At 36.0% G+C, this 14243-nt stretch carries 21 protein-coding genes; 9 read left to right on the forward strand and 12 right to left on the reverse strand.

Translation table 11 applies throughout. The annotated features are described in order from the left end of the window. Window positions 1-26 precede the first annotated feature (26 nt). Window positions 27-2066 carry a sodium-translocating pyrophosphatase gene (locus NPIRD3C_RS04375; protein WP_148703001.1) on the forward strand — a complete coding sequence of 680 codons (2040 nt, stop codon included), beginning with the start codon at window positions 27-29 and terminating at the stop codon, window positions 2064-2066. On the opposite strand, the gene NPIRD3C_RS04380 is transcribed toward NPIRD3C_RS04375, so the two are convergent. From NPIRD3C_RS04380 to NPIRD3C_RS04400, 5 genes are read right to left on the reverse strand one after another with little or no spacing between them, the layout of a single operon-like run. Further along, complete coding sequence (locus NPIRD3C_RS04380) at window positions 2063-2248, reverse strand: hypothetical protein (protein ID WP_148703002.1); 186 nt, start codon at window positions 2246-2248, stop codon at window positions 2063-2065. The genes NPIRD3C_RS04375 and NPIRD3C_RS04380 overlap by 4 nt on opposite strands. 57 nt (window positions 2249-2305) lie before the next feature. Beyond that, window positions 2306-2563: a DUF2024 family protein gene (locus NPIRD3C_RS04385; RefSeq protein WP_148703003.1), complete on the reverse strand. Its 258-nt coding sequence runs from the start codon at window positions 2561-2563 to the stop codon at window positions 2306-2308. A gap of 50 nt (window positions 2564-2613) precedes the next feature. Beyond that, window positions 2614-2994, reverse strand: a complete 381-nt coding sequence (locus tag NPIRD3C_RS04390; protein WP_148703004.1) for an Hsp20/alpha crystallin family protein — start codon at window positions 2992-2994, stop codon at window positions 2614-2616. 4 nt (window positions 2995-2998) lie between these two features. Next, window positions 2999-3724 carry a proteasome assembly chaperone family protein gene (locus tag NPIRD3C_RS04395; protein ID WP_425338878.1) on the reverse strand — a complete coding sequence of 242 codons (726 nt, stop codon included), beginning with the start codon at window positions 3722-3724 and terminating at the stop codon, window positions 2999-3001. Between the two features lie 24 nt (window positions 3725-3748). Then, window positions 3749-4174 (reverse strand): universal stress protein, encoded by a 426-nt coding sequence (locus tag NPIRD3C_RS04400; RefSeq protein ID WP_148703005.1) that lies wholly within the window; start codon window positions 4172-4174, stop codon window positions 3749-3751. 114 nt (window positions 4175-4288) lie between these two features. Between NPIRD3C_RS04400 and NPIRD3C_RS04405 the strand changes: the two genes are divergently transcribed. The 3 genes from NPIRD3C_RS04405 to NPIRD3C_RS04415 all read left to right on the forward strand — a co-directional run bounded on the left by NPIRD3C_RS04405 (window position 4289) and on the right by NPIRD3C_RS04415 (window position 5508). Next, entirely contained in the window at window positions 4289-4750 is a 462-nt protein-coding gene (locus NPIRD3C_RS04405; protein WP_148703006.1) for a CBS domain-containing protein, read from the forward strand. A gap of 48 nt (window positions 4751-4798) precedes the next feature. After that, window positions 4799-4978, forward strand: coding sequence for a hypothetical protein (locus tag NPIRD3C_RS04410; protein WP_237087728.1), 180 nt, complete (start codon window positions 4799-4801; stop codon window positions 4976-4978). 146 nt (window positions 4979-5124) lie between these two features. Next, entirely contained in the window at window positions 5125-5508 is a 384-nt protein-coding gene (locus tag NPIRD3C_RS04415; RefSeq protein ID WP_148703008.1) for a cyclophilin-like fold protein, read from the forward strand. Here NPIRD3C_RS04415 and NPIRD3C_RS04420 read toward each other — a convergent pair whose 3' ends face one another. Together NPIRD3C_RS04420 and NPIRD3C_RS04425 are read right to left on the reverse strand one after the other, a co-directional pair. Then, window positions 5509-5901: a M67 family metallopeptidase gene (locus NPIRD3C_RS04420; protein ID WP_148703009.1), complete on the reverse strand. Its 393-nt coding sequence runs from the start codon at window positions 5899-5901 to the stop codon at window positions 5509-5511. It lies immediately after the preceding gene. 2 nt (window positions 5902-5903) lie between these two features. Further along, window positions 5904-6998 carry a plastocyanin/azurin family copper-binding protein gene (locus NPIRD3C_RS04425; RefSeq protein WP_148703010.1) on the reverse strand — a complete coding sequence of 365 codons (1095 nt, stop codon included), beginning with the start codon at window positions 6996-6998 and terminating at the stop codon, window positions 5904-5906. A gap of 116 nt (window positions 6999-7114) precedes the next feature. On the opposite strand from NPIRD3C_RS04425, the gene NPIRD3C_RS04430 reads away from it, so the two are divergent. After that, the gene (locus NPIRD3C_RS04430) at window positions 7115-7984 is read left to right on the forward strand and encodes a heme o synthase (RefSeq protein WP_237087729.1); all 870 of its coding nucleotides are present in this window, start codon (window positions 7115-7117) and stop codon (window positions 7982-7984) included. Between the two features lie 3 nt (window positions 7985-7987). Here NPIRD3C_RS04430 and NPIRD3C_RS04435 read toward each other — a convergent pair whose 3' ends face one another. Genes NPIRD3C_RS04435 through NPIRD3C_RS04455 form a run of 5 tightly spaced genes read right to left on the reverse strand, consistent with a single transcriptional unit; the run spans window position 7988 to window position 12122 of the window. Further along, window positions 7988-8284: a hypothetical protein gene (locus NPIRD3C_RS04435; protein ID WP_148703012.1), complete on the reverse strand. Its 297-nt coding sequence runs from the start codon at window positions 8282-8284 to the stop codon at window positions 7988-7990. A 2-nt stretch (window positions 8285-8286) separates the two neighbouring features. Next, a complete protein-coding gene (locus NPIRD3C_RS04440) occupies window positions 8287-10455 on the reverse strand; it encodes a CDC48 family AAA ATPase (protein WP_148703013.1) in 2169 nt (722 codons plus the stop codon). Between the two features lie 8 nt (window positions 10456-10463). Continuing rightward, on the reverse strand, window positions 10464-10745 hold the full coding sequence (locus tag NPIRD3C_RS04445) for an elongation factor 1-beta (RefSeq protein WP_148703014.1): 282 nt from the start codon (window positions 10743-10745) through the stop codon (window positions 10464-10466). Between the two features lie 4 nt (window positions 10746-10749). After that, window positions 10750-10956: a zinc finger domain-containing protein gene (locus NPIRD3C_RS10865; RefSeq protein WP_148703015.1), complete on the reverse strand. Its 207-nt coding sequence runs from the start codon at window positions 10954-10956 to the stop codon at window positions 10750-10752. 29 nt (window positions 10957-10985) lie between these two features. Continuing rightward, complete coding sequence (locus tag NPIRD3C_RS04455; protein ID WP_148703016.1) at window positions 10986-12122, reverse strand: NAD(P)/FAD-dependent oxidoreductase; 1137 nt, start codon at window positions 12120-12122, stop codon at window positions 10986-10988. Window positions 12123-12203: 81 nt separating this feature from the next. Between NPIRD3C_RS04455 and NPIRD3C_RS04460 the strand changes: the two genes are divergently transcribed. From NPIRD3C_RS04460 to NPIRD3C_RS10870, 4 genes are all read left to right on the forward strand, one after another. After that, window positions 12204-12503: a hypothetical protein gene (locus NPIRD3C_RS04460; protein WP_192827868.1), complete on the forward strand. Its 300-nt coding sequence runs from the start codon at window positions 12204-12206 to the stop codon at window positions 12501-12503. Then, entirely contained in the window at window positions 12500-12670 is a 171-nt protein-coding gene (locus tag NPIRD3C_RS10420) for a hypothetical protein (protein WP_160272855.1), read from the forward strand. The genes NPIRD3C_RS04460 and NPIRD3C_RS10420 overlap by 4 nt, the downstream gene beginning before the upstream one ends. Window positions 12671-12673: 3 nt before the next feature. Then, entirely contained in the window at window positions 12674-12838 is a 165-nt protein-coding gene (locus NPIRD3C_RS10425) for a hypothetical protein (RefSeq protein WP_160272857.1), read from the forward strand. An 87-nt stretch (window positions 12839-12925) separates the two neighbouring features. Beyond that, on the forward strand, window positions 12926-14215 hold the full coding sequence (locus tag NPIRD3C_RS10870) for a thermonuclease family protein (protein ID WP_237087730.1): 1290 nt from the start codon (window positions 12926-12928) through the stop codon (window positions 14213-14215). Window positions 14216-14243: the final 28 nt, after the last annotated feature.

Raw genomic sequence — 14243 nt, forward strand, 5'->3', positions numbered from 1 at the left:
CCCAGATATGGGCAAGCGAGTATAACATGGAAATCTCTGAGATTCTGCCATTTATCGCAGGAATTGCATCATTTTTAGTCGCTGGATGTTTAGTTGCTTGGATTTCAAAGCAACCTTCCGGAACAAAAGAGATGATGGATATCTCAAATGCTGTTAAAGTTGGTGCTGCAGCATTTCTAAAAAGAGAAATGAAAATTATCATTCCTGTTGCAATTGCATTAACAGTAATTATTGGAGCATTTCTTACTCCCTCAAATGGTCTTGCATTTGCAGTTGGTGCAGCATTATCTGCAGTTGCAGGAATCATATCATTAAAAATTACAGTAAAAGCAGCAGTAAGGGCTGCACATCTAAGTAGTGATGGTTTAGGAAAAACATTTGCTATGGCCTTTAGAGGTGGCGCAACTGTAGGGCTTGCAGTACCTGCAATGGCATTAATGGCAATTGCTGGTTTATATGTCATTTTCCCTGATCCAATCACAATTGCTGGTGTAGGAATTGGTGCAAGTCTAATTGCATTATTCATTAGAATTGGTGGTGGTATTTTCACAAAGGCTGCTGATATGGGTGCTGACTTGGTAGGAAAAGTTGAGGCAAATATTCCTGAAGATGATCCTAGAAACCCTGCAACTATTGCAGATAACGTAGGAGACAATGTTGGAGATGCAGCAGGAATGGGCTCTGATGTTTACGAGTCTTATATTGTTACAATTTTAGCAGCATTACTAATTGCAGCATTAATTGGTGCACCAAACTATTTCCTTTATCCAATTCTTATTGGTTCATCTGGAATGATTGCATCAATCATTGGAGTTGTAATTGTTGGTTCAAAAGGAGTAACTGATGTAATGAAACCGCTTAATCGTTCATTTTATGTTTCAGCTGCAATTGCAATTGCATTAAACTATGTATTTATCACACAATTTATTGAACAATCTACAGCAGGAATTGCTTTATTCGGCACTACTGTGATTGGTGTTATTTTGGTTCCAGTAATTCAAAAAATTACAGACCAGTATACTAGTTACAAGCATGGCCCAGTAAATGAAATTGCAGATTCTGCAAAGTGGGGATATGCATCATTAACATTAATGGGTATCATCAAAGGAATGCAATCAACAGGACCATTCATGATTGCACTAGTTGTTGCAATTATCATCTCATACAGCATTTCAGCAGCTGCTGCACCTGAAGGCACAGACCCTGTATTGTATGGAATATTTGGAACTTCTCTTACTGCAATGGCGATGCTTAGTCTTGCAGGTATAGTACTAAGCATTGATGCATTTGGCCCAATTGCAGATAATGCAGGTGGAATTGTTGAGATGACTGGAATGGGAGAGGAAAACCGTAAAGTCACAGATGAAATTGATGCAGTTGGAAATACCACTAAAGCAGTTACAAAGGGATTTGCCATTGCAAGTGCTGCATTAGCTGCGTTAGCCATGATTCAGGCATTCCAGTTTGAAGCAGCTCATATCTTTGAAGGTGTTTTAGATTTAGATTATAGTTTAACAAACCCTGCAATTATTGTAGGTCTTTTAATTGGTGGTTTGATTCCATTTATCATCACAGGCCAACTAATCAATGGTGTATCTCGTGCTGCTGGAAAGATGGTTGATGAGGTTAGAAGACAATTCAAATCCGATCCAGAAATCCTTACTGGTAAATCTAAACCTGATTATGCAAAATGTGTAGACATTGCAACTGTTGCCTCTATTAGAGAACTTTGGAAACCTGCAATTGTTGCAATCATTGCCCCAATCATTCTAGGTGTATTGTTAGGTCCAACTGCAGTAGCTGGCTTGCTAATGGGTGCTGTAGTTACTGGAATTCTACTTGCATATCACTTGGCAAACACTGGTGGTGCATGGGATAATGCTAAGAAACTTGTTGAGATGAAAGGTGAAAAAGGTTCTGAAGTTCACAAAGTAGCAGTTGTTGGTGATATTATTGGTGACCCTTACAAAGACACTGCAGGTCCAGCACTTAACACTGTAATCAAATTGCTAAACACAATTGCAATTGTATTTGTCTCAGCATTTGTTGCAATTATCGCACTTTAATTTTCTTCAACAACTAGAGTCATATCTAATTCATCAATCTGAGCTTGAATTGCTTTTTTCAAAGTTTCATTATGTGCATCACAGAATTTGAAATAATTGTCTGCGGTTTGAAAACATCCGCAAATCCATCTTGTTTTTTTATCTCCTTCTACAGTCCACTTTGAATATTTTTGTTCATTCATACACAACAAATACTTGTTAATCTAAAAAATGTGTCTTATAGAAAAAGGAAAAAATGTTTAAGGACAGCCTTCCATTTTTTGGATAAAGTAGCCGTTTTCCTTAATTGCCTGTTCAACAGGCTCTGGTGCGCCTTGGGAGTGGCAGAATTGACATTCATTTTGTGTCATCACTGCGTTCTCTTCACCAATTGACTTTAACCACTCTTTACCATATGCTATGGCTTTTTCGTGATCTTTTTCACCAGTAATTACATCAAAGTGCATGGTATGACCGTCTGCTGCTTTGACATAAGTGTCGTATACGTGAATTTCCATAAATTTAATCAAAAAAAGGCATATTTAATTCAAAATGAATCTGTTAATTATTATCTGATCTTTATGGAGCGTCCAATTGCTTTTTTTGGAATTTTGATCTCTAGTATGCCTTTTTGAAATTTTGCAGTTGTTTTCTTAATGTCAATTTTACCTGGTAATGAAATTGATTTTTTAAAATACTCAAATTTTGTAACTTTGCCCAGTTTTTCTTCAGAGTACTTTTGTTTGAGTTTTGCTTCAACACTGATCGTATTTCCGTCAAAAGTGACCTTGATATCTTTCTTACTGACCATTGGAAGATCAAACTCTACTAACCAATAATTGTCAAATTCCTTTAGATATGATAACGGGGATAGAATTTTGTGTTCAATATCGTCAATTAGTGAATTGATGGTTGGAAATAATGTTCTAATCTCAAAACTGTCTTCCATATTATTACCTGTATATTTGCGGTGTATTTCCTTGTTTTTCTTGTTGTTGTCTTTGCAGAGTTCGTAAAGTTTCTTCCATTAACTTTCTGTGTTGAATACGTAATTTGTCAATTCTATTTTTAATATCTTTAATGTCAACTTTAACATCTAAAACTTTTGCTAGCGTTTCTATTGCCACAATTGAAGCTTCAGGATCCGGAAAGAATGGGTGACACTCTGCGTATAGTACAAGTGCTGGAATCTTTGTCTTTCTAAAAATTGAAATTATTGCAGCATCTGTTCCAAATATTGAACCCTCTAAGAATTTTGGAATTTGATTTTTGTAAAGTATGCTATCTAACACTGAATGTGTAATAAGCCCAAAAATCTTTGAACCATTTTTTTCTTTATTTACCGTTTCCATGCCACTAACAATAATGATCTTCTTTATGCTATTTTTTTTACAGAATTCATGTACTGCATGTGCAAAACTTTGTGCTAATAATTGGTTTAACGGAACATCTGAAATTATTACAAAAATATTTTTCTTCTGATATACTCTAATTGGAGTAAGAATTTCTCCATTTTCTATGAACAAACTTGATGGCAAGTCTGATATTTCAATTTCTCCAACCTGTCTCATTTTTAGGGAATGAATTAGATATGAAATTGCAAATGTTCCCACAAGTCCGTTACTTGGAAATCCGACAAGCAATGTTTTCTCTTGTATATTTGGTTTTACTATCTTCAAATCATCATCTCCTCAAACATTAAATTATTTTGTAATTAATACTGGTTTCTTTGATTTGTGGAGTACATAATTTGATGTACTTCCCAAGAACATCTCTTTTGCAGCTCCCATACCCCTTGAACCAATAACTATAAGATCAAACCCTTTCTTTTCAGCAATTTCCACTATTCGTTTTCCCTCATCTCCATATGAAATTCTTTCAAAAAATAAAATTCCTTTCTTAGCTGCATTTAGCTTTGCTTTTTTCATAATTTTTTGTGCATGTTTTAACAGAATTTTTTCTACAGGTGAGATTGGATCATTTGTTCTAGGTTTTGTAATTCCAAGTACATATAGGCCTGTAATTGTGGCATGACTTTCTCTTGCCATGTGAATTGCCATGTCTAAACCTCTAAAAGAATTTGAGGATCCATCAAGTGGAACAAGAATGCTCGAGATTTTATTTGTCATAATAATCTGTCTATGATTTTAAATTTAAAATAAATCATGATTATCTTTAATGATTTTCACTCTTGATATTCTAGAAGAGTCTAAAATAATGAATTGATGTAATGAATCTACAACATGACTGATGGGAAGAACATGACTATAGCAGATATTATGACAAAATCTGTAATCTCCGTAGATTCATCTATGAGTGTAAATGATGCAGCAAAAATGATGGAAGATGCAAAGGTTGGTGCAATAATTGTGATGGAAAACAATACTCCTGTCGGAATTGTTACTGACAGGGATTTTTCAGCCAAAATTGTTGCTCATGCTTATCCTATCACTACACCTGTAAAGCAGATAATGTCTTCCCCCATGTTTTCTGTTAGTTCTGGCGAATCTGTAAGATCTGCTGCTGATTTAATGCATGAAAGAGGGATTAGAAAATTACCTGTAATTGATAATGATACTGTAGTGGGAATTGTCACTGCCTCTGACATTGTTAATTTACTTGCAATCTCTACTGAGGATGATATCAAAGACATTTACTTTCATTCTGTTGCAAAGATTTTTACAAATTACAGTCCCTATAATTAACTAGAAATGGTTCTTCCAATTATAATACTCGTTGTAATACCTATATTTTTGGGACTCACGTATGTTGCTCCATTTGATCCTCCTGAAGAATTTGACGAACCGCCAATTCCTGAAAACTCTGGTGCAGGAATACTTTATTTTCTCCTAATGGGAATTTGGATTATATTTTTACTAAGAATCGTAATATTGATGAAACGAGGTACATACAAAATTACTCAGAGGTATTAACGTGAACACAGCACCATATTGGGACAAAAACATATGTTCTGATTGCAAACGAATGAAATGTCAAAAAGGTTGCATCTGTGATTGCCATAAATTACGAGATAGACTAAATTGAGTATTCTTATGTATGTCAAACCATTTACAACATTATGAAACATACAATTCATGTTGATGTAGAATCATCACAAATAATCTTAGAACTAGATGACACCCTTTCTCCAAAAACTGTAAATGAATTTCTTGAAAAATTACCCTTTACTGTAGATCTTAATGTTTGGGGTGATGAAATCTATTCATCAAAATCTCCAATCCATCAACCTGAAGAAAACGCAAAGTCGCCTGTTCAATTAAATGATGTTGCATATTGGCCAACAGGAAAAGCTATCTGTCTATTTTATGGTCCTACACCAATAGGAAAACCTGGGAAAATAACCCCTGCCTCTCCTGTGAATGTTCTTGGCAAAATAATTTCTCCAGACAAGTCTGTTTTGAATATGGCTGATGGAACAAAGGCCACTTTTAGAAAGGCTTGATTATTTTTCCTCAATTGGGATTTCTTTAATTTCTGACTCTAGAATATATGCTCTAAAATCCTTGTTTGCCCCTGAGTAAATTACCCATGCAACAGGATTGCTCTGCATGAATTTTTTATCTGTGTTTGAGGGATATGCCTCTGAATTTGGGTGTGAGTGAAAAATACCTATTACATCTACTCCTTTCTCTTCTGCAATCTTGTATCCTTCAATGAGTTGTTCATTTGAAATGGTAAAATTCACCGGAGATTCTTCAATATTTTTTGTCAAAAATATCTCTGATATTGCGTCATCTTTGCCAAATAATATGGCACATGATTCAATTGGCTTTTCATTTTCAGCATGTTCTGTTAGAATTTTTTTATCTGACCTTGATAAGATAATTTTCTGCAAATCTATTCTACGTTAACAGTTCCTACCATCCATGGATGGAATGTACAGTAATAATCATAACTTCCTGCTTCTGTAAATGTAAATTCGAAACTATCTCCTGCTGACATCATCTCAGAATCAAACAATCCTGTTGCATCTGTAGGTGGCATACCTGATGTTACAGTATGTACTGTGTTATCTGCATTATCCCACAGAACAGTGTCTCCTACAGATACTGTAATTACTTCAGGATCATAATAGATCTGACCTTCATCTAGAATTGCTGCCCCTTCTGGCATTACTACTTTGATTGGTTCTTTTGCACCTTCAATAGTTAATGTTGCAACCATCCAAGGATGCACTATACAGTAATATTCATACTCTCCAATTTCTAAATTAGTTGTATCAAGTGTGTATGATTCACCAGCTCCTAACAGTCCGGTATCAAATGTTTCCCCAAAGTCTGCAGCACTAGTTGCAGTATGTGCAACAGAGTCTGCATTTGTCCATTCAACAACATGTCCTTGTTGAACAATTGCTGCATCAGGTTCATAATCTGGATTTCCTTCTTCAACTGAGCCTTCTAGAATTTGTATTGCAAAGATAGGTCCTGTTGGTGCAACTTCTTCGGGACTTGGTTCTTCAACTGCAACTTCTTGAGGAATCATGTATGTATCAGGACTGACAAATCCAAATGCAACCCATGCAATAATTCCCGCAGCTGATGCCATTGCTACAATGGAACCAACTGGTTTCAAGTATACTGGATGTTTCATTGCAAGATATGCTATAATGATTGCTGGAAATGCAATTCCCATCAAAATTCCAGCTATTGTAACGGTATAAGCAGAAGTATTCATTGTAAATGCATATGCGCCAAATCCTAATGAAATAGAGGCAATTACCAAAACAGTTGCTTTTGCTCTATTACTGGTTGAAATACCTCCATCTAAAATTCCTGCAGCTAAGAAGATTAATCCCACAAACATGGTCAGGCCAGTCAAGGCATGCATTCCATCAATGAATGTATGTGCTATTCCTGCATACGATAAGACAATTCCCGCCAATCCTATGGATGTGAGTCCCATTCCTGGCATCATGAGGTCCCAATTACTCATTTAACGTAGCTGGTAGGACTGAGATACTTATTCCTTTTGAAATCATATGGATCAATAGACGAAGAAATTAAATGGCTTTGGACTAGGATAGAATGAGATTGGGATTTAATGAAATAATGGAAATATCCAAACCAAGGATAGTTGTTCTTCTAGTGATCACTGCAGTTACCTCCATGTATGCTGCAAGTAAATTAGTTCCAGGTACTCCTGAACTTGATTACTGGTCGTATCTGCATATTATAATTGCAGGAGCATTGGCTTCTGCAGGATCTAGTGCATTGAATCACTACTATGACAAAGACATTGATCCAAAAATGGAACGAACAAGTAAAAGACCTATTCCATCTGGGCGAATGGCAGCATCTCATGTTTTGATATATGGTTTAGCCGTTAGCTGTGTCTCTGTGATTTACGGATTTTTTGCATTAAATGCAGTCTCTGCATTCTTTATTGCAGTTGGAATTTTCTCTTATGTTATAATTTACACTGCTTGGCTCAAACGCCTAAACACCTCAAACATTGTAATTGGTGGTATTGCCGGTAGTGCAGCTGCATGGGCTGGATGGTCAGCAGCTACTGGGAGTATGGATCTTTTAGGATTCTTAGTTGGCTTCCTTGTATTTGTTTGGACCCCTTCACACTTTTGGTGTCTTGCAATGAAAATCAAAGACGAGTATGCTCAAGCCAAAGTTCCAATGTTGCCTGTTGTAATTGGAATGCAAAAAACGTCAAAGTATATTTTAGGAAACACAATAATTCTATTACCTTACTCTTTAATTCTCTCTTTTATACCTGATGGAATGGGTACTGTTTACACTGTAATTGCAGTTGTGTCTGGTGGATTGATGTTGGCATATCATTACAAACTAACAAAGACTCCAACGTCTGAATTTGCTTGGAAAGCATACAAAGTTACTGCGCCTTATCTTACAATAATATTTGTGGCAGTTGCATTAGATGCAGCATTTCATATTCCTTTATTTTAGGAATTATTTTTCAAAACCTGGAAAACTTGCTTCATAATCTTTTTCTATCATTTCTTTATTTTGTTCATCAACTTCGTCTACTTCCTCTTTAACTATGAAAACTTCTATTCTGCGTTCATCTTTTGTAATCCAAGAAACTTTGATGAGGCCTAGAATCTCTAAATCCAACAGTATTTTGTTGAATTTGTCTTCTGGCATACCAAAACCCTCTTTTGTTAAAATTTTGTAAAGTTCAATATCTGTTAATGAACCTGCTTCTTTTATTTTGTCAAATACTGTGTTTCTAATTGGTATTGTCATTTTTATCCGTAGAATGTTTTATCCCCTGTCTTTGGTACCACGTTAGATATACTTTCCTTAACTGATTTGTACCATTGATCTACTTCTTTAGTAATTGATGGTCTAACATGCTTTAGACTGTTTGCGAAGTCTTGACTGGAAATCTTTGTTGCATTATTTTGCATGGCTTGAACTGCTGCTTCTCTACATAATGCAGCCAAATCTGCACCAGTGTAATTTTGAGTTGCAACAGCAATCTCTTGTAGTTTTACATCATTTGTTAATGGCATTTTTTTTGTCAAAATTTTAATAATTTCTAATCTACCTTTTTCATCTGGAGGAGACACATACAAAACTAAATCCAATCTTCCAGTTCTTAATAATGAATTATCTACTACATCTGGTCTATTTGTTATTCCGATAACTACAACACGTGATGAAATTCCCTCTTCAATCTCTGTAAGTAATTGACTAAGTATATTCTCCCCTACTCCGCCTTCACCTGATTTGCTTCGTGCCAGCGAATCTAACTCATCAAAAATAACTACACATGGAGATGATGCTTTTGCTTTTCTAAAAATCTCTCTTACAGCTTTTTCAGATTCTCCAACCCATTTTGAAAGAATTTCAGGTCCTCTTACTAAAATCATGTTTGCACCTGTCTCTGTTGCAAGAGCCCTGCCAAGCAAAGTCTTTCCACAACCAGGTGGACCGTAAATTAACGCTCCTTTTGGGGGTTTGATTCCCATCTTTGTAAATTTGCTTGGCTCATTCATTGCTAAAATTAGATTATCTGTAAGTGCTTTTTTGATTTCATCTAATCCTCCAACATCTTGCCACCAAACTTTAGGTCGTTCAACATAGAACTCCCTCATTGCAGTGGGGACTACCTCGTGCATTGCATCATAAAAGTCAATTAACTTTATCTTCATTGATTGTAATACTTCTGAAGGAATCTTTTCTGTTTCAAGATCTATTTCTGGCAAATACCTTCTAATTGATTTCATTGCAGCTTCTCTACATAATGATTTGATGTCTGCTCCTGTGTAACCATGTAATTCTGATGCCAAATCTTTTAGATCTACATCATCATCAATCGGCATTCCTCGTGTGTGAATTTGAAGAATCTCTATTCTTCCATCCTCGTTTGGAACTGAAATCTCAAATTCTCTATCAAATCTACCTGGTCTTCTAAGTGCAGGATCAACACTATCTGGTCTGTTTGTTGCACCAAGTACAATTACATTTCCTCTGTCATTTAGACCATCCATTAAAGCCAAAAGTTGTGCGACCACTCTTTTTTCAACATCTCCATATGCTTCTTCTCTTTTTGGAGCAATAGCATCAATTTCATCAATGAAAATAATACTTGGAGAGTTGTCTTTTGCTTCTTTGAAAATGTCTCTTAACTTTGCTTCTGTTTCTCCATAGTATTTGTTCATAATTTCTGGACCGTTAATTGGAAACATGTTAGCTTCTGATTCGCTTGCTAAAACTTTTGCAAGCAAAGTCTTTCCACAACCAGGTGGACCGTAAAGCAAAATTCCACTGTGAGGTTCAATTCCTAATCTAGCAAATAATTCTGGATGTTTTAGTGGAAGCTCAACAATCTCTCTCATTGCTTTTACTTTTTCTCTGAGTCCACCAACTTCTTCATATGTTACCCTGACTTTTCTATCTACTGCAGTTTCAGTTGAAATGTTAAGTGTAGTTGAGCGATCAATCTTTACTACTCCTTTTGGTGTAGTTTTTGTAATTTTAAAATCCATTGAATTTCCTAAAATCATTACAGAAATTTCATCACCATGTGTGATTGGCAATCCTTTCAATCTGTTTTTAACAAAATCTGTAAATTCTTTGTCAACTGTAACAGTGTCGTTTACCGGAGTTAATGAAACTGATTTTGCAATCTTTGATGTCACCTTTCTAATCTTTACGATGTCATTAAGTGATGCTCCAACATTTTTCCTTGTTTGACCATCAACTCTTATGATATCTGGAAATTTTTCATCTTCATCAACTGGCCAAATTACTGCGCAACTGGTTCTTGAACCCATTACTTCGACAATATCTCCTGGAGTTACTTTGAGAAAGTCCATGGCCTCAGGACCAATTCTAGCTCGTTTTTTACCTACATCCCTTTGTTTTGCTTCTCCAATTCGCATTTGCAAAGGTTCTTCTTTGCGTACCAAAAGATCACCTATTTCATGTCAACTGACATTCGGCTCATATTTAGGACCTCGAATTCACTAACGCCCTCTATATTTTTAACAGCATTTTCTAAGGCATCGCTTTGACCTTCTTTGTCTTCTAATACAAATTCTGCTTTCAAAAATTCTAAACCAAATGCTAATGGTTCCTTTGCATGCCTTTTCATCACAATCCCTTCTGGCAGTGAAGTTTTGAGTGTCTCTGCTAGTTTGTCAAGATTAACATCGGTTCCTTGTGGGAGAATTTTTGTGATAAATAGTAACTGTGCCATTTTCTTAAGGTCCCTGTGTATTACATGAAGAACAAGTGTAGTTTCTTGCTGCCTCTCTGCAACTTTGACATCTCCAAATTAAATCTGCACCACAATTTGGGCAATTGAATTTTACACATTTATCATTAGGCATTATATGTCTGTGGCAACAACTACATGTTGGTAATGATATTGTTGATGATGACATATCACGATTTTCTGTAAACATCATTTATACCTTCCTTGAAATTTAGGCGTGTTTTATCCAAGTAATTTTTTGAATTCTCCGCCGATTAGAGTTTGAGCTGTTTTAATTGATCCTCTAAGCCCTAATAATTTTACAATAGAACCTGTATGAAAATCAAAATCATCTTTTTCTGAAATATCTTTGAGTATTTCTGGTGTAATCGATTCAAATAATTTGTTGATAGTGTTGTTGTCTAGTCTTTCTAAAATTTTTCTTGCCAAAATTTGCTTTTCAAACTCTTTTCCAAATCTATCTGTCCACTTGGTTTGATATTCTTCTAATCTTGATTTATCATTTGTTTTTAGAAATTCTACTATTGCTTGCCCTGCATAAATTCCTCCCATGCCGCTAGTAAAAATTCCGCCTGCTGTAGTTGGCTTTGCTTGCCCTGCAGCATCTCCTACAATCACTATGTTGTTTTCTACAAATTTTTCAATTGGACCTTTTATCCAAATTGGCGCAAAAATCTTTCTTATTGTAGAATAATTTCCCCTTTCTTCAAGAATTTTGTCTAGTGTTTCGGCAACATTGATTCCTTTTCCTGCGACTCCAACTTTTCCTTTTCCTTCATTAGATGGAATTATCCATGCAAAGAATCCTGGATACTTTTCTTGATCAAAAATCACTTCGACTTTTCCTTTTTTTATCCAATCTGCATAGATTTCATATTGTGCAGATGATAAAATGCCTGTTCTGTCTTTATGAATCAAAGATGACACTCCTCTTGCATCTACAAAAATCTTGCAATCCACATTTTCTTTATTTGTTCTAATTCCAGTGTCAGTAGTTTCCTGAAAACTAGTTCTGACTTTGATTATAGCTCCATTCTTTTGGGCTTGAAAAGCAATCTGTTTATCTAATTCTCTTCTACTGATTTCAATTACTTTTTGCTTCTTTGAATTAATCACAAAACTCTTTCCATTAGGACCGGTGATCTCAGCTGATTCTATCATATGATCAAATGTTTTTCTAAAAGGAACTATTCCTAACTCTTCTAATCCAGAAATACTTACTAGTCCTCCACAATGCTCTGGTGTTCCAATCTCGTAATCTTCTTCAATAACTAATACTGAGAAACCATTTGTAGCAATCTCTCTTGCACAAAGTAATCCTGCAACACTGCCACCTGCAACTACCACGTCAAAGTACACAGTTTTTGTTTCTTTGTCAATTATTTAATTCAATTATTTAGTGCACGAAGGGAATATAGTCGATTCATTACCATACTAAACATGAAAGAAAGGTCAATCCTCCACTTTGAGCATGGAATAAAGTCTCGCCAGACACTAAACAATTATTGCAACCATTTAAAAAATTTTAGAAACTTTGCAAAGTTTGATACATTCGACAAACTTGTCGCAAAGCCAGTTGAGGAAATCCAGACTCTTGTAAAAGATTACCTAATCCACCTAAAGGAGAACAGCCATCCAAACTCCATTCCAATACTGTTCCTTGGGGTGAGGCACTTTTTTGTTATGAACTTTTGTCATTACTGTGGCAAAAAGATAGAGTGTGAGGAGTACTCAAAATGAGATTTTTTACAAACAAGGTTCGATACAGCATTCTTGCAGGACTTGCAGCATATGGTACATACAAACTGGTCTTTGATGTTATTGGAATTGCTTCAACCTTGCAGAACTGCCATCTGTCTTCAGAAGGAACCATCTCCATACTTTGCTATCTTTTTGGAATGGGGTAAAAAATGAAAACTAGAATCCTGATAATTGTTGGAATAACTCTTCTGATATTGGGAATGATCTTGCTAAATTTTGTTTTAATACAACCGCCGTTTGGTTCTGAGCATTGCCCTGGATTGGAATTGCGTAAATCTTTGGGCTTGGTTGATCCTACATCTGCATGTCTTTAGATTTGTGCAAAAAACATTGTTCAAACATATGATAATCTGAACAAAGATTCGAAGTACTTATGAATATCATAATTTTAGCTTGAGTAGTTGAAAACAAGTGTTTTGATAGTCTTTGCAATGGTGCTGTTTTCTTTGTTTGGTACTGTCCAATACATACATGCCGAAGACTGTTTTTATGTGACTCGATACACCCCGTGCATCGATTCTAAATATTCCGATTATTTTACCACTACTTTTTCTGGCATTGATCCAAGTTTCACCCTTGCCAAACTGGACTGGAAAGAGGCTAGTTTTCCAATAAAGAACGGAACTGGTTTTGTAACTGTAATTCTAAAAGATCCTGATTTGAACCGTGATGTAAGCTACAAAGAAACAGCAAATGTGTTAGTATATTCTGACAGTGACTCTGAATTTCATGTTATTGAGCTACGCGAGACAGAATCTAATTCGGGGAAATTTGAGAGAACGTTTGGAATAAGCGACTCACGTTCTGCACCCAGTGTGATTTTAACTCGTGACGGTGACACAATTGGAGTGGTGTATGTTGATACGACAATGCCTCCTGATCATTTTGGCTCTGATGCTTATTTGATGTCTACTGCACTAATTGGAAGCACCGGCCCTCCACTTGAGCGAGCACCTGCATCAGATCCAAAAATTCTAGATGTATCTGGAAACTTGATTGACTCTACTGCAGTTGGAGAGCAGATACAGATTACATCTGACATTACAAACGAACAGAACAGGGAGCAAAAATTTGCATATATTGTAATGATTCATGATGACACTGAGACTGTTGTGTACTTGGCATGGATTGACGGGACCTTGAATTCCGAGTCTTCATTTAGCCCTTCTGCATCTTGGATTCCACAAAATGCAGGCAACTATGTGGCAACGATGTTTGTATGGGAGAGTATTACCAACCCCACTGCTTTGTCTCCTCCTATTCATATTGATTTTACGGTATCTGATGAAAATACAACTCATTCACTTCCTGATGATAAAATTATGTGCAGCGGTACTGCACTGTGCTTAACGGAAAAAATCTTGCGGATTGTAGATGGTGACACGATATATCTTAGCGGTGGTTATGAGGTACGACTCTCACTTACAAACACACCTGAAAGACACCAGATTGGATTCTATGATGCAAGCAGATTTACTGCAGAAATGTGTCCTGTAACAAGTACTGTAACAGTAGACCAAGATGACCTGCAGCCATACGACGCATATGACAGGCTACTTGGCAAAGTGACATGTGACCACAAAACACTCAACGCAGAATTGCTTTATGCGGGACATGCAAACATACTGACACAGTTCTGCTTCACAAGCGAATTTTCATCCGAGTTATGGGCACAGGAATTTGGATGCTGAAAGTTTTTCTGCAATGGTTTATGAATGT

It is taken from the genome of Nitrosopumilus piranensis (assembly GCF_000875775.1).
GTDB classification, from domain to species: Archaea; Thermoproteota; Nitrososphaeria; order Nitrososphaerales; family Nitrosopumilaceae; genus Nitrosopumilus; species Nitrosopumilus piranensis.